Source organism: Sphingobacterium sp. UBA1897, assembly GCF_002337775.1.
Classification (GTDB): domain Bacteria; phylum Bacteroidota; class Bacteroidia; order Sphingobacteriales; family Sphingobacteriaceae; genus Sphingobacterium; species Sphingobacterium siyangense.
In genome coordinates this window covers 311834-332616 of record NZ_DDGR01000026.1, presented here as the reverse complement: position 1 = coordinate 332616, position 20783 = coordinate 311834, and the positions used below count along the sequence as shown (strand labels likewise).

The 20783-nt window shown below is 39.0% G+C and carries 23 protein-coding genes; 17 read left to right on the top strand and 6 right to left on the bottom strand.

The features are described 5' to 3' along the window. Positions 1-88: 88 nt before the first annotated feature. On the top strand, positions 89-940 hold the full coding sequence (locus B4N43_RS18195; protein WP_312352434.1) for a transglutaminase-like domain-containing protein: 852 nt from the start codon (positions 89-91) through the stop codon (positions 938-940). Between the two features lie 8 nt (positions 941-948). Here the strand turns inward: B4N43_RS18195 and B4N43_RS18190 are convergent, their stop codons facing one another. After that, a complete protein-coding gene (locus B4N43_RS18190; protein WP_075991148.1) occupies positions 949-2118 on the bottom strand; it encodes a hypothetical protein in 1170 nt (389 codons plus the stop codon). Between the two features lie 179 nt (positions 2119-2297). On the opposite strand from B4N43_RS18190, the gene B4N43_RS18185 reads away from it, so the two are divergent. The 12 genes from B4N43_RS18185 to B4N43_RS18130 all read left to right on the top strand — a co-directional run bounded on the left by B4N43_RS18185 (position 2298) and on the right by B4N43_RS18130 (position 12352). After that, complete coding sequence (locus B4N43_RS18185) at positions 2298-2948, top strand: epoxyqueuosine reductase QueH (RefSeq protein ID WP_075991147.1); 651 nt, start codon at positions 2298-2300, stop codon at positions 2946-2948. Positions 2949-3050: 102 nt separating this feature from the next. Further along, the gene (locus B4N43_RS18180) at positions 3051-3587 is read left to right on the top strand and encodes a YceD family protein (RefSeq protein WP_046672268.1); all 537 of its coding nucleotides are present in this window, start codon (positions 3051-3053) and stop codon (positions 3585-3587) included. Between the two features lie 14 nt (positions 3588-3601). After that, on the top strand, positions 3602-3793 hold the full coding sequence (rpmF, locus tag B4N43_RS18175) for a 50S ribosomal protein L32 (protein WP_046672269.1): 192 nt from the start codon (positions 3602-3604) through the stop codon (positions 3791-3793). 106 nt (positions 3794-3899) lie between these two features. Beyond that, positions 3900-4838, top strand: a complete 939-nt coding sequence (plsX, locus tag B4N43_RS18170; protein ID WP_075991146.1) for a phosphate acyltransferase PlsX — start codon at positions 3900-3902, stop codon at positions 4836-4838. Positions 4839-4845: 7 nt separating this feature from the next. Further along, positions 4846-5835 (top strand): beta-ketoacyl-ACP synthase III, encoded by a 990-nt coding sequence (locus B4N43_RS18165; protein ID WP_046672271.1) that lies wholly within the window; start codon positions 4846-4848, stop codon positions 5833-5835. Between the two features lie 74 nt (positions 5836-5909). Further along, positions 5910-6389: an acetyl-CoA carboxylase biotin carboxyl carrier protein gene (gene accB / locus B4N43_RS18160; protein ID WP_075991145.1), complete on the top strand. Its 480-nt coding sequence runs from the start codon at positions 5910-5912 to the stop codon at positions 6387-6389. A 73-nt stretch (positions 6390-6462) separates the two neighbouring features. Continuing rightward, the gene (gene accC / locus B4N43_RS18155) at positions 6463-7818 is read left to right on the top strand and encodes an acetyl-CoA carboxylase biotin carboxylase subunit (RefSeq protein WP_075991144.1); all 1356 of its coding nucleotides are present in this window, start codon (positions 6463-6465) and stop codon (positions 7816-7818) included. Positions 7819-7894: 76 nt separating this feature from the next. Continuing rightward, positions 7895-8755 carry a twin-arginine translocase subunit TatC gene (gene tatC / locus B4N43_RS18150; protein ID WP_088160308.1) on the top strand — a complete coding sequence of 287 codons (861 nt, stop codon included), beginning with the start codon at positions 7895-7897 and terminating at the stop codon, positions 8753-8755. 13 nt (positions 8756-8768) lie between these two features. Continuing rightward, entirely contained in the window at positions 8769-9215 is a 447-nt protein-coding gene (rpiB, locus tag B4N43_RS18145) for a ribose 5-phosphate isomerase B (RefSeq protein ID WP_286735814.1), read from the top strand. Between the two features lie 179 nt (positions 9216-9394). After that, on the top strand, positions 9395-10969 hold the full coding sequence (locus B4N43_RS18140; RefSeq protein ID WP_286735813.1) for a M28 family peptidase: 1575 nt from the start codon (positions 9395-9397) through the stop codon (positions 10967-10969). Between the two features lie 155 nt (positions 10970-11124). After that, positions 11125-12057 carry a J domain-containing protein gene (locus B4N43_RS18135; RefSeq protein ID WP_286735812.1) on the top strand — a complete coding sequence of 311 codons (933 nt, stop codon included), beginning with the start codon at positions 11125-11127 and terminating at the stop codon, positions 12055-12057. Positions 12058-12061: 4 nt separating this feature from the next. Further along, positions 12062-12352 carry a chaperone modulator CbpM gene (locus B4N43_RS18130; RefSeq protein ID WP_286735811.1) on the top strand — a complete coding sequence of 97 codons (291 nt, stop codon included), beginning with the start codon at positions 12062-12064 and terminating at the stop codon, positions 12350-12352. A gap of 22 nt (positions 12353-12374) precedes the next feature. On the opposite strand, the gene B4N43_RS18125 is transcribed toward B4N43_RS18130, so the two are convergent. The 5 genes from B4N43_RS18125 to B4N43_RS18105 form a co-directional block, all read right to left on the bottom strand. Beyond that, the gene (locus B4N43_RS18125; RefSeq protein ID WP_075991138.1) at positions 12375-13265 is read right to left on the bottom strand and encodes a hypothetical protein; all 891 of its coding nucleotides are present in this window, start codon (positions 13263-13265) and stop codon (positions 12375-12377) included. 16 nt (positions 13266-13281) lie between these two features. Next, a complete protein-coding gene (locus B4N43_RS18120; protein ID WP_286735810.1) occupies positions 13282-15015 on the bottom strand; it encodes an energy transducer TonB in 1734 nt (577 codons plus the stop codon). Between the two features lie 30 nt (positions 15016-15045). Beyond that, positions 15046-15414: a BlaI/MecI/CopY family transcriptional regulator gene (locus B4N43_RS18115; RefSeq protein WP_075991136.1), complete on the bottom strand. Its 369-nt coding sequence runs from the start codon at positions 15412-15414 to the stop codon at positions 15046-15048. A 150-nt stretch (positions 15415-15564) separates the two neighbouring features. Then, positions 15565-15969, bottom strand: a complete 405-nt coding sequence (gene arfB, locus B4N43_RS18110) for an alternative ribosome rescue aminoacyl-tRNA hydrolase ArfB (protein ID WP_075991135.1) — start codon at positions 15967-15969, stop codon at positions 15565-15567. Then, positions 15966-16685, bottom strand: a complete 720-nt coding sequence (locus B4N43_RS18105) for a DUF1003 domain-containing protein (protein WP_286735809.1) — start codon at positions 16683-16685, stop codon at positions 15966-15968. The genes arfB and B4N43_RS18105 overlap by 4 nt, the downstream gene beginning before the upstream one ends. Before the next feature lie 362 nt (positions 16686-17047). On the opposite strand from B4N43_RS18105, the gene bshA reads away from it, so the two are divergent. From bshA to B4N43_RS18085, 4 genes are all read left to right on the top strand, one after another. After that, positions 17048-18190: an N-acetyl-alpha-D-glucosaminyl L-malate synthase BshA gene (gene bshA, locus B4N43_RS18100; RefSeq protein ID WP_075991133.1), complete on the top strand. Its 1143-nt coding sequence runs from the start codon at positions 17048-17050 to the stop codon at positions 18188-18190. A 74-nt stretch (positions 18191-18264) separates the two neighbouring features. Further along, on the top strand, positions 18265-18969 hold the full coding sequence (pyrH, locus tag B4N43_RS18095) for a UMP kinase (protein ID WP_075991132.1): 705 nt from the start codon (positions 18265-18267) through the stop codon (positions 18967-18969). Between the two features lie 29 nt (positions 18970-18998). Continuing rightward, on the top strand, positions 18999-19562 hold the full coding sequence (frr, locus tag B4N43_RS18090) for a ribosome recycling factor (protein WP_075991131.1): 564 nt from the start codon (positions 18999-19001) through the stop codon (positions 19560-19562). Between the two features lie 231 nt (positions 19563-19793). Further along, entirely contained in the window at positions 19794-20777 is a 984-nt protein-coding gene (locus B4N43_RS18085) for a sugar phosphate isomerase/epimerase family protein (RefSeq protein WP_227550265.1), read from the top strand. Positions 20778-20783: the final 6 nt, after the last annotated feature.

Here is a 20783-nt window from a genome sequence, read left to right as displayed (position 1 = left end):
AATTTAACCTGGATAATCCCTACGCAGTACATCAATTACGGTAGGGATTTTTTTAGCTCATATTTCGAATCAATTCTTTAACTTCGTTATGATGAATGAGAGAGAGTTGAAATCGCTAATATCCCTGTTGGACGACACCGACCAACAGATTATTCAGGAAGTGGAACACCAGTTAAAAAGCCAAGGTCCTGAGATTGTACCCTATTTGGAAAAATTTTGGGAATCAAGCTTCGATCCCAGAATACAGGGACGTTTAGAGAATATCATTCATGAAATTCAATTTGATCAGACCAAAAACGAGTTACAGATCTGGAACCTGAGTAACTCATTCAATCTACTGGAAGGATTAATTATCCTCAATAATTATCAATATCCTTCTTATGAAGACCACAAGATTATTTTGGCGATAGAAGATCTCAAAACTGAGGTATGGCGCGGTTTGCATTACGACATGAGCCCACTGGAAAAAGTGAACCTAATGAATCATGTTCTTTTTGGCTCTTTCGGCCTAACAGGAAATACAAAGGACTATCATCACCCACAGAATTCCTATATTGGTCAAGTACTCGATACCAAACAGGGGAATCCCTTAACCCTATCCTGCATTTATAGTATCATTGCACAAAAATTGGACATTCCAATCTACGGTATCAATTTACCAAAGCATTTTGTATTGGCGTATATGGATTCGGATGAAGAAGGGAATGAAAATGTGCTGTTTTACATCAATGCCTTTAATCGTGGTCAGGTTATGCAAAAAAGCGATGTAAATTCATTTTTGAAGCAACTGAACCTCAATCCAGATAGAGAATTTACCTATCCTTGCGACAATGTGACTATCATTAAACGAGCTTTGCGAAACCTAATGTCTGCCTACGAGGAACATGAAAGTTCAAACAAGCAACAGGAAATCAAAGAGCTTTTCCAGTTGCTTGCTTAAACTGCATGTTAGAAAACATTAGCTTCACGAGCATCTAAAAAGATATAATTAGGCGTCATGGAGCCATAGGTTTTCGCCGCAATATCGGGTTTTACATTGCCTTCACTTAAGCCAACCAATGGAAAACGCGAAATTGTACGATTCGTTAGATCAGAAACATAAAAGAATTTTCCTTGGTCCGTACGGTCATCAATCGCTACACCCCAAGGTTTTACTAAGCCTGTATTAGCCCCACCGACAACATAATCCGGTTCCACGTTCATTTTATCCGTGGTGCCGCTAAATAAGGTATTTGGATCTTTGAAAAATAGTACTTCACTACCGGAAGTTACCGCCAACAAGTTCTTTTTGGGAGCGTAGGATACCGAGCCTAATCCCGTTTTACCATTGATATATACTTTCATCATTGGCGTAAATCTAGTGGAAGCTACAATGGTATCGCGAGCACGGTCGATGAGTTCTTGTTTGAGTTGTGAATATACCGCAAAACCACTTTTATTTTCTGTTCCTTCATTATTAAAACCAACCAGCACCAATTTCTCATTACTATCACTCGTGATGCTGTTCAATAAGGTCAGTGAACTCGGAACAATGGTCCCCAGGTTAATCTGTTTGTCAATGATCGGTGCTCCGCCTTTTGATCCTACTTTTCCACTTGGTGTACTTATAGCATATAACATGGAGTTACCTGCTCCGCGATTTGTAACAGCCAAAAGAAATGGTGTTGTAACAGATCCAGAAGTACCATTTTGTTGGGCATAAGTATAATAAGCCAAACCCCTTACATTTGTAAAACCAGTATATCCAATAGCACCTGCATTACCAGGAATTCCATAGATCTCATTGGCAAATGGAATCACTTGAAGAAAAGTATCTTGTGCTGTAACACTTGCCTGAAAGATAGCCCGGGCTGCTGCATCAAAAAGAATTGGGCCACCACCTTTTGCCGGAGAAAGATATTGATAGATATTATCCAAGTTGGTTGTATCAGCCGGATCGATAATCATCATGTTTTTAAGCGCGGAATTGTTCTGGTCGTAATCCGAGAAAGAAACATACAATCTGGAGATCAAAGTAGCACCCGTTCTTACAGGTTCATCATCCAGTTTCTTGCATGATGTAAAACCTATTACACTAACAAAGAATAGGATAATACAGGATCGAAACGAAAATTTCATATATTTTTTATTAAAAATAGTGTATTGCGTTAAACATACAAATCTACTAATATATGCAGCATATAAACGAATTTATATGATTCTTTTAAGGGCAAACTCGTATAAGTAAAACGGAAATATTTGTCAATTCGCTACTTTTTGATTAAAATTGTCCTTGTTTTTTGTTAGCACATACGATTATGGAAAATAAAGAATTTGTAAGGGAGAGGTTGGCATTACCGGGAGAGGGCAAAAAATTACTTTTACACTCCTGCTGTGCTCCTTGTTCTGGAGAAGTGATGGAAGCACTCATTGCTTCGGATATCGATTTTACAATCTATTTTTACAATCCCAATATTCATCCCCGCAAAGAATATGATTTACGCAAAGACGAGAACATCCGATTTGCGGAAAAACATAATATCCCTTTTATTGATGCGGATTACGATGTTGATCATTGGTTCGATTTGGCCAAAGGGATGGAGCAAGAGCCTGAAAGAGGCATTCGCTGCACCATGTGTTTTGATATGCGTTTTGAAAAAACGGCTGAGTATGCAGCTGCGAATGGCTTTGATGTGATTTCAAGTTCGCTGGGTATTTCCCGTTGGAAAAACATGGAGCAAATCAATGACTGTGGTTTACGTGCGGCCTCCCGCCATGAAGGGATGGAGTATTGGACATTCAACTGGCGCAAGAAAGGTGGTTCTGCCCGTATGCTTGAAGTCTCCAAAAAGGAGAAGTTCTATATGCAGGAATATTGCGGCTGTGCTTATTCGCTACGTGACACCAACAAATGGCGTATGGCAAATGGGCGCGAAAAGATAGAGTTAGGCAAAAATTATTATGAATAAGCCCTGTTACTGGTGTATATAAAGCTTTGCTTCGGAATATTTAAAAAAATATTTCTATCCTAATGATTTTATACATACCTTTGCAGGCTCAAATGCAAGATTGTGAAACATCTAAAACAATACAGAATTCCCTTTTCGGGGCTCAACGCTGGAAAGCACAATTTTGAGTTTGACATTAATAAAAAGTTCTTTGACTGCTACGAACATTCGATTGTAAAAGATGGCAATCTGAAAGCAGAAGTTGAATTGCAAAAACAAGAAAATCTATTGATTTTGCATTTTGATATCCAAGGCGAAATTCAATTGACTTGTGATACCTGCTTAAAAGAGTTTATGTCACCGATTTCAATTCAAGAACGAATATTAGTCAAATTCACGGATGAAGATTGGACAGATAATACCGAAGAGGTGTTGATCTTATCCAAAAGCGACCATGAGTTGGATATAGCTGAGTTATTATACGAATACATTAATTTAGCTGTTCCCTATATCGTAAAATGTGAAGAGCAGGGACAAGGTATACAATGTGATCCTGAGATGCTCGCGTTATTTACAAGCGAGCCTGATTCAGAAGAACAAAAAGAAGAAGAAATTATCGACCCACGTTGGGAAGCATTGAGAAATATTAAAAATAACTAAAACAAAAATACGAGATGGCACATCCAAAACGTAAAACTTCTAAATCAAGAAGAGACAAAAGAAGAACACATTATAAAGCTGAAGCTCCAAGCTTGACAGTATGTAAAGAAACTGGCGCAGTTCATTTACCTCACCGTGCGTATACTGTAGACGGAAACTTGTACTACAACGGTAAATTGATCATTGAAAATACAGCTGTTGTCTAAGGTAAACCTTTCATAACACCAAAACATCCCAGACAAGCACTATTTTAGAAATTTGCTTTACTTTGGGATGTTTTTTGCGTATTATTGATTTACTAAATAATAACGGATGAAGATTGGTTTAGATATTTTAGGAGGAGATTATGCTCCTAAAGCAACGATAACAGGTGCTATTGAAGCACAAAAACAGCTTACTGGAGACCAAAAAATAGTCCTTTTTGGTAACACTGAAGAGACTAAACAATTAATCAATCAAGCCGGAGGAAATTCATCTGACTTTGAATATGTAGAGGCTCCAGAAGTCATTGCAATGGGTGAACATCCTACCAAAGCAATAACTCAAAAACCCAACTCAAGTATTGCGAAGGGATTTGAATATTTAAAAAACAAAGAAATTGACTCATTCGCTTCTGCTGGTAATACTGGCGCCATGCTTGTGGGCTCAATGTTCAGCGTTAAAGCTATCCCAGGCGTATTACGTCCTGCAATAGCATCCATTGTTCCCAAATTAAAATCAGGCTTCGGAATCTTATTGGACGTCGGCGCTAATGCGGACTGTAAACCAGAGATGTTGAACCAATTTGCAATCTTGGGAAGTGTCTTTGCCGAACATGTGTTTAATGTATCCAATCCTAAAGTTGGATTATTGAATATCGGAGAAGAAGAAGAAAAAGGAAACATCCTAACAACCTCTACCTACCCCCTACTTAAAGCCAACGACAAGATTAACTTTATCGGAAATGCAGAAGGCCGTGACCTGTTCAGTGACCATGCCGACGTTTACGTCTGTGATGGATTTACAGGCAACGTCGTCTTGAAACTCGCAGAATCATTTTATGTAGTGACGTTGAAAAAAGGTTTTAAAGATGATTTCTTCGACCGATTCAACTACGAGCAGTACGGCGGAAGCCCCATCTTGGGAGTTAATGCTCCTGTCATTATTGGCCATGGTATTTCGACACCTGAGGCCATTAAAAATATGGTTTTATTTTCAAGAGATATGATCGAGTCTAAGTTCATTGACAGCATCAGATCTATTTTCAATTAGAATATTTATGTCAAAGATTCACGCCGCAATCACGGCTGTAAATGGTTACGTTCCGGATTATATCCTTACTAACAAAGAATTGGAAACAATGGTCGACACCAACGACGAATGGATTGTTTCCAGAACGGGAATCAAAGAGCGTCGCATCTTAAAAGGTGAAGGGCTTGCTACTTCAGATCTTGCTGTACCTGCAGTTCAAGGTTTATTGAAAAAAAGAGGTATAGCTGCTACAGATATTGACCTTATTATCTTTTGCACAAGCACACCAGATATGCTGTTCCCTGCGACTGCAAATATTCTGGCCGATAAAATCGGAGCTACAAATGCATGGGGATTTGATCTTCAGGCTGCTTGTTCAGGTTTCTTGTTCGGTCTGAATACAGGAACACAATTTATCACTGCTGGTACACATAAAAAAGTCCTTGTTATCGGTGCAGATAAAATGTCTTCAGTAATAAATTATCAAGACCGTAATACCTGTATCCTATTTGGTGATGGCTGTGGTTGTGTATTGTTGGAGCCAAATGAAGAAGGAATGGGTATACAGGATGCTATTTTAAAAACCGATGGTTCCGGAGGACAGTTTTTGAATATCAAAGGTGGAGGTTCACTGAATCCGGCGTCGCATGCAACTGTAGATGCAGGATTACATTATGCTTACCAAGAAGGTCGTACGGTGTTTAAATTTGCAGTAACCAATATGGCTGATGTAGCACATGAAGTTATGGTCAAAAATAACTTAAAGTCAGAAGATATTGCTTGGTTGGTACCTCATCAGGCCAACAAACGTATTATTGATGCAACTGCAGAACGTGTGGGTCTTCCGGAAGAAAAAGTGATGGTGAACATTCAAAAATATGGAAATACCACCAGTGGTACTATTCCTTTATGCCTATGGGAATGGGAATCTCAATTGAAAAAAGGAGATAATCTTATCCTTGCAGCTTTCGGCGGTGGTTTCACTTGGGGATCCATCTATTTAAAATGGGCGTATTAATTGTCCATTTTATGGTATAATTTATTACTTTTGACAGTTAGAATTTTTTAGAAACAAACAAAACCTAGAATACTATGGGTATGGATATCAAACAAATTCAGGACTTGATTAAATTCGTTTCAAAATCAGGTGTGAATGAAGTCTCAATTGAAGAGCAAGATTTTAAAATTACAATAAAGACAAATCAAGAGCCTACGTACGTGACAGCTACTGTTCCTGCTGTTGCTCCAATTGCTGCTCCTCAAGTTGCACAAGCAGCGGCGCCAGCTCCTGTGGCTAGCCCTGCAGCACCAGCGGTAAACGCTGACGCAAACTTGATAACAATCAAATCACCAATGATCGGTACATTCTACCGTTCGGCTGGACCAGGTAAACCATCTTTCGTTAATATCGGTGATGATATCAATACCGGTTCTGTATTATGTATCGTTGAAGCTATGAAATTATTCAACGAAATTGAATCTGAAGTTTCAGGTAAAATCGTTAAGATTTTGGTAGAAGACGCTCAACCTGTTGAGTTCGACCAACCATTATTCTTAGTTGAGCCTAAGTAATTTACAATTACGTAAATGAATACATGTAGCCTCCAAAGGGCTACATTTTTTGCAAACTTCATAATTCAAGACAATGTTCAAAAAAATATTAATTGCAAATAGAGGCGAGATTGCCCTGCGCATTATCCGTACCTGTCGTGAAATGGGTATTAAAAGTGTTGCAGTATATTCGACTGCTGATAGAGACAGCTTACACGTAAGATTTGCGGATGAAGCAGTTTGTATTGGTCCTCCACCGAGTAGAGACTCTTACTTAAACATTCCAAATATTATTTCTGCAGCTGAATTGACAAATGCAGATGCGATTCATCCAGGATACGGTTTCTTATCGGAAAACGCACGCTTTTCAGCAATCTGTGCAGAATATGGCATCAAATTTATTGGTGCTACTGCAGAACAGATCGAAAAAATGGGTGATAAATCCCGTGCTAAGGATACCATGAAAAAAGCTGGTGTTCCAACCGTTCCAGGATCGGATGGTTTGATCTCAAACGTAAAAGAAGGTATTATATTAGCGAATGAAATCGGCTACCCAGTAATCATCAAAGCAACTGCCGGTGGTGGTGGTCGTGGTATGCGTATCATTTGGAAAGATGAAGAGTTCGAACCAGCTTGGGATTCTGCACGTGTTGAATCTGCTGCGGCTTTCGGTAACGATGGCATCTACCTTGAAAAATATGTAGAAGAACCGCGTCACATCGAATTCCAAATTGTGGGCGATCAGTTCGGTACAGTATGTCACCTATCTGAACGTGACTGTTCGATACAACGTCGTCACCAAAAATTGATCGAAGAATCTCCATCACCTTTTATGACTCCCGAATTGAGAGCTGAAATGGGAGAGGCTGCTGTCAAAGGTGCTAAAGCTGTAAACTATGAAGGTGCTGGTACAATCGAATTCTTGGTTGACAAACACCGCAACTTCTACTTTATGGAAATGAACACTCGTATCCAAGTAGAACACCCTGTAACGGAAGAGGTAATCAACTTTGACTTGATCAAAGAACAGATAAAAGTGGCCGCAGGAATTCCGATCTCTGGTAAAAACTATGAACCAGGAATGCATGCAATTGAATGTCGTATCAATGCGGAGGACCCTTTTAACAATTTCCGCCCTTCACCAGGTAAAATCACCAACTTCCACTCACCAGGTGGACATGGTGTACGTGTAGATACACACGTTTACTCTGGTTATTCCATTCCGCCGAACTATGATTCTATGATTGCTAAATTGATCACTGTTGCACAAACACGTGAGGAAGCAATCTGTACCATGGAACGTGCGTTAAGCGAATTCGTCATTGAAGGGATCAAAACAACCATTCCTTTACATTTGAGATTGATGCGCGACCCTAACTTTAGAGCCGGCAATTTCACGACAAAGTTTATGGAAACTTTCGACCTAACGGAATATCCAGCAGAAGATTAAATAAAATTATCTTTACATACATAAAAAATACCATTCTTTACAATAAGAATGGTATTTTTGTTTCCAAACAATTTTTATGAGTACACCTAATTCGAAAGATCTAATACAAGCTATTAAAGATAAAGGGAAGAATATAGAAGCAGAAATGTCTTTTTTTGACCACCTTGAGGTTTTGAGATGGCATTTGGTCCGTTCAGCAATTGCGATCTGTATCTTTGCAGGTATTGCCTTTACATTTTACGATTTCGTATTCAACGATATCATCATGGGGCCAAAGAATTTAAATTTTTGGACCTATCGCATGATGTGTAAAGCCGCAGATGCTTTCAATTTAGCGGACTTCTGTGTCAAGAAAATTCCTTTTAATATCATCAATACCGAACTAGCAGGTCAATTTATGCTTCAGATAAACTCCTGTTTATTGATGGCTTTGATGATGGGCTTCCCTTACCTTCTTTTTGAAATCTGGTTATTTGTAAAACCAGCATTGACCGATGTGGAAAGACGGTCTGCACGTGGTTTTGTTTTTTACTCTTCTTTATTGTTTATTTTAGGAGCACTCTTCGGATACTACATCGTTGTACCCTTATCCATCAACTTTCTGGCAAATGTATCCCTAAGTGATGAAATCGTCAACCAGATTACCATCGATAACTACCTTTCTACGATAGCAACATTAACATTGGGCTGTGGAATTGTTTTCCTACTGCCGATACTGGTGTTTATTCTCTCGAAAATAGGCATTATGACCCCTGAATTTATGCGGGCCAGCCGTCGTTATGCAACTGTAATTATTTTAGTGATAGCAGCGATCATTACACCTTCTGCAGATGTGATCACCATGTTGACCGTTGCAGCACCAATGTTCTTATTATATGAGATCAGTATTATGGTTTCTGCGGATGTCAAAAGAAAAAAATTAGCACAAGAAAAATAAAATAACAATAAAAATGAGCAGCGTAAAGAAAATTGCGATTGGAAGTGACCATGCTGGTTTTGAATACAAAACAGCTTTGGTAAGCTTTTTGAATGAACTGGGTTATGAAGTAACAGACTTTGGAACAAACTCTCCAGATTCAGTTGATTATCCAGATTTCGCACACCCAGTTGCATCAGCAGTAGAAAATAAAGAAGCTGATGCCGGAGTCTTGATTTGTGGAAGTGCAAATGGTGTTGCTATCACAGCGAATAAACACCAAAATATTCGTGCTGCTATCTGTTGGCTGGAGGAAATTTCGGCTTTAGCCCGTCAGCATAATGATGCGAACGTCGTATGTATACCTGCACGCTTTATTGACATTGACCTTGCTAAAAAGATCGTCAACACATTTATGAACACGGAATTCGAGGGTGGACGTCACGCTAATCGTGTAAACAAAATAGCTTGTAGCTGTTAATAAATTAACATTTTTTAAGAAGCGGATGAAAGGTAAACTACACTTTTCATCCGCTTTTTTTTATATATTGTGCAGATACTGACACCTGTTATAAGATTAAGCAGATGATGCTCACTTAATCCGGTTAATTAGAATTACAAAAATAAAGCGTTGAAAGTCGCACTAGTAAAAAATAAACAATGAAAAAAATATACAACCTGCTTTGGATCGCATGCTCCCTGATGAGCTGCGCAAAAGCACAGGACGTAAACAGTAAATATGCGGATGAAATCACAGTAGAATCGACGCAGAAGCATCTGCGTACTTTAGCTTCTGTCGATTTTGAAGGCCGAGGGACCGGCCAAAAAGGGGGGCGCCTGGCAGCAGAATATATTGCCAATGAATTTAAAAAATATGGACTCAGTGCGCCTGTCAATGGATCCTATTTCCAACCCCTGCAGCTAATTCGCAACAGCTTTAAGGTAAAGCAATTTAGTATTAACGATAGACCCTTCCAACACGGTAAGGACATTTTTGTCATTGGCAACAATGAGAACAAGTTCTTCGAAAGCAATGAAATTGTGTTTATTGGCTATGGTATAGATGATCCCAAGTATTCGGATATCTCAGGCATCGATCTCCGCAATAAGATCGTTATGTTGATCAATGAGAATGAGCCAACAGATGAGAAAGGGAATTCATGGATTACCAGCAAAAAGACTACTTCGGACTGGGCAACAATCCGAAATAAAAAAGTCAAGGAAATCCTTAAACACAGTCCCAAAATGGTACTAGCCATCAATAGTCAGCTGTCTCAACTTTTGGAGGATGCAGGAGACCGAGCTATTGAGGGCCGTTATAATTTGGCGGTGGATCAACCTGCGCCGGAAAAGTCGCCCATGATCCCCGTGGTCAATATTACAGACCATGCAGCAAATTATATTCTAAACCTGGCGAGAACCAATCTTGCTACTGTGGTTGCAAAAATTAATCGTACGGGACAACCGAATTCCTTTTCTATTTCAACAAATTTTAAAGCTGAGTTTGGCACCAATGCTGCACCTTTAGCCGATCCTAATATTCTTGGCTATCTGGAAGGAACAGATAAAAAAGACGAAATCGTTGTGATCGGGGGCCACTATGACCACGATGGAATGGATTCCAAAGGAAATATCTTCTTTGGGGCCGATGACAATGCCTCGGGCACAGCAGCTGTCCTAGAGTTGGCACGTGCTTTTTCGAAAGCTAAATCAACCGGAAATGGCCCTCGGCGCAGTATTTTGTTCATCACCTATGCGGCAGAAGAAAAAGGTTTATTGGGTTCCAAATTCTATACAGAAAATCCCATATTTCCACTGAAAAACACCGTTGCCTGCATTAATATTGATATGATTGGCCGTGTTGACGACAAACATCTCAAAGGTAATCACGATTATATCCATGCGATCGGTTCAGATAAATTGAGCTCGGAGTTATATCAGATCAATAAAAATGAGAATGAAAAACATACGAAACTGGAGATTGACTATATGTATGACAATCCAAAGGATCCTATGCGCCTCTACTATCGCTCCGATCATTATAACTTTGCCAAGAAAGGTATACCATCTGTATTTTACTTTTCGGGCTTGCATCCGGACTACCACACACCTGCAGATACCTATGACAAGATCGACTTTCCATTGATGGTTAAACGTGAAAAGCTCGCATTTTACACCGCATGGCAAATAGCCAATCGGGAAAATCGCCTGGTGGTTGACAATAATAAAGAGTAAGGTCAAATTATCGGCTGTAATAAGGATTACTTTATACTAAATAAAAAAGCAAGTAAATGATTGTTTACTTGCTTTTTTTATGTATTAAAATGACCTTTATCATAAACCTTTTATCCACAATTATTGTTATCTTTAATACAAAACAAGTATAATTTATGGCTTTTGTAGATTACTATAAAGTGCTTGGCATTGATAAAACAGCTTCAGCTGATGAGATCAAAAAAGCATATCGAAAACTAGCCCGTAAATACCATCCTGATGTCAACCCCAATGACAATGAGGCCAAACAACGATTTCAGGAGATTAATGAGGCAAATGAAGTACTATCCGATCCCGAAAAGCGCAAAAAATATGACCAATACGGCGAACATTGGCAACATGGAGAGGAGTATGAAAAAGCGCAGCAACAATACCGTCAGTCCCAATCCACCGGAGGAAATCCATTCGGAGCTGGGGGAAATCCATTTGGAAGCGGCGGTTCCCACGAGTACACCGGAAACTTTGATGATGGGCAATTCTCGGATTTCTTCGAACAGATGTTTGGCAGCAGACGCGGGGGAGGCCGCCAAAGTACATTTCGTGGACAGGACTTTAATGCCGAACTCAGCTTAACCTTACAAGAAGCTTACACGACACATCAACAGACCTTCAATATCAATGGAAAAAGTATCCGCATCACGATTCATGCCGGAGTGGAGGATGGTCAAAAAATCAAACTGAAAGGCTATGGCAGTGAGGGCATCAACGGGGGGCCAAAGGGAGATCTCTATATCACAATTAATATCACACCAGATGCCCATTTTAAACGCCAGGGGAATGACTTATACACTACACTTGATGTAGACCTCTATACAGCTATTCTAGGCGGCGAAGTGACCTTAGATACGTTCGGCGGAAAGGTTAAACTGAAGATTAAAGCCGAAAGTCAAAATGGCGCAAAAATGCGACTTAAAGGAAAAGGATTTCCCTTATACCGCAAAGAAGGTGAATTTGGCGACCTTTATGTCACATTGAATATCCAAATGCCCAATAATCTGTCTGCCGAAGAAAAGGCATTGTTCCAACAGTTGAAGGATTTAAAACAATAATCTTATGGAAACGACACTCATTAAAGTCATCGACTTCTGCCAGTCCAGAAAGGTTGAAACAGCCTTTCTTCAAAGCATGGAGGAATACGGACTCATACATATTGTCATTCAACAAGAAGAACAATATATTGATGAAGAGGAGCTCCAAAAATTGGAGCGTTTTTCAAATCTCTATTATGATCTTGAAGTAAATCCTGCAGGAATTCAGGTTGCTAGCCATCTATTGGAAAAAGTTGAGCAGCTCCAAAATGAAATTTTACATTTAAAGAAAAAATTGAAAGCCCTGGATTATTGATCCAAGGCTTTCAATTTTTTCTTTAGAATTCGACATCCCGCTCTGTATTCACCTTAGTCTGCCAAACAATTTTGTCTTGCAATGTGGTATACAGAATTTCATAATCCCCTTTACAGGTCACAAAGGACCCATAAAAATCTCCGGGCTTCATCACGCGGTAAACAACCAGCTTTCGTTCTCCGTCAACTTCGCCATAAGCTTTCATTAACATATAGCCTGTTTTATTCACCTTTTCTTCAGGTATTTTATAATCCAAATGCGAACGGCTACTACCATCATCGGGGCATAAAATCTCCGTGCGGCTCGGGGTAAATTTATAACGATCGCGATACATAGCAACATTAGACATGACCACATCCTTCGCCCACGCGATATCGGTAAAATCCTCAGGGAAGAGAAAGATCAGCGACACCATTTTCTCTTGCCAAAGGCGCCCATTAAAAGGTATTACAAAATGAAGCAGTTTTTGCCCTTTAAAAGTTGTAGTCGTATAAAAATATCGCCCCTCCTTATTTTGCTCCCGTTGAAAAGAACTTAAATCAAGTAGGTGATTTTTTTTCCCTTTTACATTTGGCGAATTGTTGACTACAGCAAGCATGTCATACCGATATTTTCCTTCCAGATGTCCAGAAAACAAAACCTGATACGCGGTATCTGAATAGCGTAAATGGCGCAATACACGACGAAATCGATTGTCAACCTGCTTTGCATTAATCGGATTAGTCTTACCTTGCCAATTTTTATCCTCCATAATATCATCTCCGAGGAATACGGTGAGCTCTTTGTTAATATTAACAAAATACTCATCTCCTTGTACAGCAAAACCGTTGGGAACCACTTTATAGGACTTACAGGAAGAAAGCATGGCCAAAACCACAATAAAATAGAAAATTTGAATGAATCTGCTCTGCATATTTATGATCTAATCTTTACTTCTTTAAATTTAAACGAATCGGCAATGTGTAAGCCACGCGTACCGGTTTACCGTTGACTAATCCCGGTTTCCATTTTTTCGCACCTTTTAGGAGCTCCAATGCCGCCTCTTTGATTCCATAACCAAGATCTTTTTTTACATCAACATGGGATAAACTACCATCCTTTTCGACAATAAAAGCCACTTCAACAATGCCATTAACCTCCCGTTTAATTGCTGCTTCAGGAAAAACAAAATTATCGCCTACCCAGATCATAAAAGATCGCATTCCCCCAATAGGTGTTGGTGGCACCTCAACTTTATCAAAAGTTACTAAGTCGGACTGAAAATCCAATGAAAGATTCCAGCGGTCGCTCTCATTTTCCGTCCTTATCGATTTTACTTCCTTGAGTTGTTTTTCCGTCTCTTCACCAGATTCAGCGCCCGGGAATGAATGAGATGACATCCGGACCTTTCTGCCCAATGTGTCGGTTTCCTCCCAATAATAAGTTGTTTTCCCGCCAACGGTGACGGGCAAGGAAAGCAGCGATCGAACGACTTTCCCATTGACGATTGCAGGTTTCCATTTCCCACTTGCTTTTACAGCATTTTCCACAGCTGATGCCAGGCCATGCCCCAAATCATTCTTAGCCTTTATATGGCTCAACTCACCGTTTTTCTCCACGATGGCTGTGATGACAATTACCCCGATCACATTATTCTTGATTGCTTCATCACTCACGTGGATTCTACTGCTCAATCCCATGACATACTTTTTCATTCCTCCAACTGGAATGGCCAATACCTCCGGGTCTTTGTAGACCTTCCTGTCTTCATTTACCTGTTCGTTTTTTAACTCCTCAGGTTGGTTCGATAATGTCTGCTCGTCAATCACAGTTAACCTATTGACGCTTTCTTCAACATCCGCTACCATATCCTTGGCCCTACTCGTATTAAAGATCAACGTAGACCCCGCTACCACCAATAGCATGGGCAACACAATCACATATAACAGGCGTTGTCTTTGTACGGATTTAACTTTAAATAACATCGTGATGCGCTGCTTTAAAAAAGAATGATTGGAAAACTCATGTGAAAAAGCCAATTGATCTGTACGTAATGCATGAGCAACCAGCATTTCTGCATAAGCCACTTTATCGGTCGAGCATATTTCATCTACAATATACTCGTGTTGAAACCTTATTTCCTTTTGAAAGAAATACACAACAGGATTGAACCAATTAAAAATTTTCAGCAGCTCAATCAACACCAAATCGTAGGAATGCCCCTGGGCAGTATGGACCTGCTCATGCCATGCAATATTCTCCTTGTTTTTAATCGATTTTCCAATCACGATCCTATTAAAAAAAGAAAAACTCAGGTATTCAGGAGAAGAGCGCAATACCCGAACAAGTTGCCTGATGCGCACCACCAGGAAAAAAAAGGCGAGCGCCACTCCTATCCAATAGATCTTGGTAAGAATATCCAATAGAAAAAGAGGTTTTTCTTCGATCGGACTCCCGATTTCGACATCCATATATGTTCCTAAATCGACCTGTGGAATATGATTGGAAATCATCTCTGTCTTGGGCAATTCAATAAAAATACCCACGGGAGCTAGTAAAGAAAATGCAACCATTCCAATCAGATAGATCCGATTCCATTGAAAAAAAGTAAGTTTTCTAAAAATCAGTTTGTAGAGCACAAAACTGATAATCAATGAAATATTGACAATCAATAAGTAAATCATAATCAAAAGTTTATAAAAGAGTATTGGTTGTTATTTATTACGTTCGATGATGGACAAGATGTCATCAAGTTCTTTGATGTCCAACCTGTTCTCTTCCAGAAAATAAGAGAGCATACTTTTGGGCGAATTATCAAAATAATTGGTTAATAACTTACCTGTAATACCTTTCTTATATTCCTCTTTTGAAATCTTTGGTAAATATTGATGACTTTTACCAAAGGATTCATGCGTTACAAAGCCCTTCGTTTCAAGAATACGAACGATGGTCGAGACCGTATTGTAAGCAGGTTTCGGTTCCGAAAGTCGATCAATAATCTCTTTGACAAAGCCACGGCCCATCTCCCAGAGCTCTTGCATAATCTGCTCTTCAGCTTTCGTTAACTCTTTAAAATCCTCCATAACTCCTCAAGAATAAATTAAATACCTGAATAATAAATCAATAGACAAGTTATAACTAAAAACATAGTTTAACAACTAATAAATTAGTTTAAAAACCAATAGACTGATAACCAACTTATTATTTTTTGTCAATACGGAATATTGTCATATTTATTCATCGAAATTCTTTTTCCTTGAAGCTTTTAATTGCGATTGTTGTTTCTTTCGATCCAGCCTTTTGAGAACACTCGAATACGGAGTTTTGGTTTTCTTACGAGGTTTTGCTGGCACAAGTGCGGCCGTCAATATACGCTTAAAGCGATCGATTGCGATTTCTTTATTGCGGACCTGCGACCGGTCGATATCGCATTCCAATTGCAGTATTCCTTCTTTATTTATACGATTTGCCAATGCGGTGAACACCATTGCTTTTTCCTCAGCAGAAACAGCTGTCGATAGCGCAACATCCCACTGCAGCAATACTTTCGATGACACCTTGTTTACATGTTGTCCACCTGCTCCACCCGACCTGGAAAACCTAAACGTAAGTTCTCCTATTACTCCTTCTAAATTCATTTATTTTTAAATGCTTCTTCTATTTTTTCCATCTTTTTTAATAGAAAGCTCAATTTTTCCACTTGATCCCGTTGTACTTCGACAAGTTCTTGTTCTTTGCGGATAATGAGATGATCTATTTTTTCATGTAATTCCCTGATTTCGAGTTCAGCCTTCAAGTTGACCATATAGTCATTTCTTGCGCGTTCACGATCCTTATCTTCCTGTCTGTTTTGACTCATCATAATAACCGGAGCCTGCAAGGCCGCCACACAGGACAAAATCAAGTTAAGTAAAATAAAGGGATACGGGTCAAAGCCTTTATTATTTAACCAAAAGATATTGGCTGCAATCCAAACGATCAAAAATAAGATAAAGGAAATAATAAAGGTCCAGCTTCCACCAAACTCAGCCACTTTATCTGCAACCCGATCTCCTACGCTGACTGACTCCTTATTATCTCCGTCCAGACTTGCGCTGATTACTTTATTTTCCTTAAAGCTATTGATTACCTGCTGATCCAATTGACTTAATTGCCCCGACTCATCTTTCAGAAATTCGGAGATATAAGTTTCCTTAAATCGTTTCAACTCGCTTGCAGCGATATACTTGTCCTTACTAAAACTTGGATATTCCTTTTTTATCAGCTTAAAAATAGGTTGTCGGATTGAAGCCCCTAAAATACGTTGCTCCGAAGGAAATTGCTGTCCTGAAATATCACTTATAAAGTTATCCATATACCGATTTAATGTCTATTTAAAGATAGTGCTTTTTAACCAATCAAAAAATTCACAAAACTATGGCAATTGGTTTTTGTTATTTTACGCATAAATAGACGAAATTTGCAACACAAAATTCATGAATAAGCGTTATCAATTTTTCATGTTAGCATGAAATAATTTAAAAAGACAATTGTTAAGGTAAATAACTTCGTCGGTGCCTTATGAATAAAAATAGTTTATATGTGATAGACATCACATGTCTTGGACGACAACACGCAGAATACTAACATTAGGTTCCTTGGAACCTTTAAACACAAATTAAACAGCGCGTATAACGGGATGCCGTTAAACATATACGCTCAGACATAATTACGCAGATGAAAATAGGAATTGTTTGTTATCCCACCTTTGGTGGAAGTGGTGTTGTTGCAACCGAACTAGGAAAGGCTTTGGCCGCTAATGGACATGAGATCCATTTTATCACCTACCGACAACCCGCACGTCTGGATTTCTTCTCTGAAAACCTATACTACCATGAGGTAGCTGTTTCGCAGTATCCACTTTTTGACTTTCTACCCTATGAATCTGCATTAGCCAGCAAACTGGTTGATGTTGTTCGTTTTGAAAAGTTGGATTTGATTCACGTCCACTATGCCATTCCACATGCATCGGCGGCATTTATGGCAAAACAGATCTTACTCACTACGTATGGCATTAATATTCCTGTAGTAACGACCTTACATGGTACAGATATTACACTGGTTGGTAAAGACAAGAGTTTTAGTCCTGTTGTTACATTCTCCATCAATCAATCCGATGGCGTAACTGCGGTATCACAGAATCTGAAAGATCAAACGCTCCAATACTTTGACATTACCCGAGACATCAAAGTGATCCCAAACTTTATTGATCTGGACAGGTTCAGCAATAAAGATCGGTCACATTTCAAAAAAGCCATTGCACCGGGCAATGAACGTATATTGGTTCATACCTCCAACTTTAGGAAGGTTAAGAATACAGAAGATGTTATTCGTATTTTTAAGAAAGTACATGATGTAATCCCTTCCAAATTATTGATGGTAGGTGATGGTCCAGAACGTCGAAATGCAGAGGAACTATCCAGAGAACTTGATGTATGCAAAGACGTCCGTTTCTTAGGGAAACAGGACGCAGTGGAAGAAATATTGTCTGTATCAGATCTCTTTCTGATGCCTTCAAGTTCGGAAAGTTTCGGTCTTGCGGCTTTAGAAGCCATGGCATGTCAAGTTCCAGTCATCTCTTCCAATACCGGAGGTTTACCCGAGCTGAATGAAAACGGTATCACTGGGTTTCTCAGTGCTGTTGGTGATGTTGATGATATGGCGAAGAATGCAATTTATATCTTGGAAGATGGGGAACGCTTAGAGAAATTTAAAGAAGCAGCATTAAATCATGCAAAAAGATTCCAATTGTCTAATATTATGCCTTTGTATGAGCAGTATTACCAAGAAGTCATTAATCAAACAATAAAAGCACAATAAATATCACTTTAAGGCTTAAGGGATGAAAAAAATATTTTATCTTTGACCTTTGGAAAATTTCCAAAAAAACAATTATGAAATACAAACGTATCTTATTAAAACTTAGCGGTGAATCCTTAATGGGTGACCAAAGCTATGGTATCGATATTAACCGTGTATCACAATACGCTAATGATATCAAAGAAATTCACGATCAAGGTTTAGAAATTGCAATTGTTATCGGTGGCGGTAATATATACCGTGGTCTAAGCGCTGAAAAATCAGGCATGGACCGTGTTCAAGCAGACTATATGGGCATGCTTGCCACAGTAATCAACAGCATGGCTCTTCAAGATGCGCTTGAGAAAGTTGGGAAAAAGACACGTTTGCTTACTGCGATCAAAATGGAGCAAATCTGCGAACCATTTATTCGTAGAAGAGCCGTTCGCCACTTGGAAAAAGGCCGTATTGTTATTTTCGGAGCTGGTACTGGAAACCCATATTTCACGACAGATACTGCTGCATCTTTGCGTGCAATCGAAATCAATGCCGATGCTGTATTGAAAGGAACACGTGTAGATGGTATCTATACTGCCGATCCTGAAAAAGATCCTAGTGCAACAAAATTTGAAGAAATATCATTCACAGAGGTTTATGAGAAAGGATTAAATGTCATGGATATGACTGCCTTTACCCTTTGTCAAGAAAACAAATTACCGATCATTGTATTTGATATGAACAAACCTGGCAATTTATTAAAACTTGCCAATGGTGAACATGTCGGAACTGTGGTTAAATAATTTTAAATCTGTAAAAAACGTAATCTTATATGAACGAACTAATTTCAATTGAATTGGACGATTGTAAAGACAAGATGTCCAAAGCAGTTGCTCACACCGAATCCGAATTAACTAAAATTCGTGCGGGTAAAGCTTCTCCATCTATGTTAGATGGAATTTCAGTAGACTATTATGGTAGCGCCACTCCGCTTTCACAAGTGGCCAACATCAATACAACTGATGCACGGACTATTGTCATTCAGCCTTGGGAAAAATCGCTTATCAACGCAATTGAAAAATCTATCACAGACGCCAACCTAGGAATCAATCCGCAGAATGACGGTATCGTTATTCGTCTAAATGTTCCTCCTTTGACAGAAGAAAGAAGACGTGACCTTGTTAAAAAAGTAAAAGAGGAAACTGAAAAAGGCCGTATTGGTGTTCGTAATATTCGTAAGGATGTTAACGAATCCATCAAAAAATTAAAAAATGACGGTGCTTCAGAAGATGAAATCAAAACTGCCGAAGGTGAAGTTCAAAAGTTAACAGATGCATTCATTGTAAAAGTTGATAAATTGGCTGAACTGAAAGAAAAAGATATCATGACTGTTTAAGTTTTCCTACTTGAATAGAAAAAAGGTCTGAAAAATATTCAGACCTTTTTTATTGGTATGAAGACCTCCCCACTCCCCCCTTAAAACGGACTCTTACCGACCTACAAAACCTTGGCTCTCCGAAGATTTTATAGTTTATAAAATCAACATACTCTTCAAAAATATTCCTTGTTGCACCATTGATTTCTGAACAAATAATTGTACATTGTACACTAACAAGTAATCAATTATATGATGAACAATTCTCGCCGTCAATTTTTAAAGCAAGCTGGAATAGGTCTTTCGGCAGCTTATCTGGTGCCCAACTTTATATCTTGTCAAAATAAAGCCGGTGCAATCAGCGACAATCCATTACAGAATATAGGCGTACAGCTTTATTCCATCCGCGATTTAATGGATAAAGATCCGAAAGGATCTTTGGAACAAATTGCCAAAATTGGGTATAAACATGTTGAGCTCTATGGGATAGACGCCACAGCCAAACAGTTCTGGAAATTGCCCTACAAAGAGTTGAAGAAAATATTGGATGATAACGGTCTAAAAACACATTCAGGCCATTACGATATGTCCAAATACCTAAGTAAAGCCCACACCGACAAAGAAGACCTTGCGGTTTATTTTGATGCAGCAAAAGAACTTGGTCAAGAATATGTAATTGCTCCTGTAACACCGATGTTTGATCTGAATGCATTGAAAAAAGACGATTATCTCTATGCTGCAGAGCAATTGAATAAGGCTGGTGAACAGGCTAAAAAATTAGGTCTAAAAGTTGCTTATCACAACCACTTCTGGGAATTTAGGGATCTGGGCAATAATACGACGGGTGAAGAGGTGATGTTAGCATTCACTGAACCTGATTTGGTCGATTTTGAATTAGACCTTTTCTGGGCAGAGAAAGCTGGTAAAAACCCGATAGCTTTGTTTGAAAAATTCCCCAACCGTTTTAAACTTTGGCATGTCAAGGATATGGATAAAACAAAATCCAATCCTATTGAATGGCCCAAAGATGGGAAATTGCCGATTGAGCAAATCTTCAATGATATCAAGTATACCGAAGTGGGGACCGGAAGCATCAACTTCCCTGAAATCGTTAAAGAAAGGAATAAAGCCGGACTTAAATATGCTTTTGTTGAGCAAGACAATATCTATATGCCAAATAAGATGGAAAGTCTCAAAAAAAGCTACGATTATGTACAGGCAAATCTTACAAAATAAAAAAGG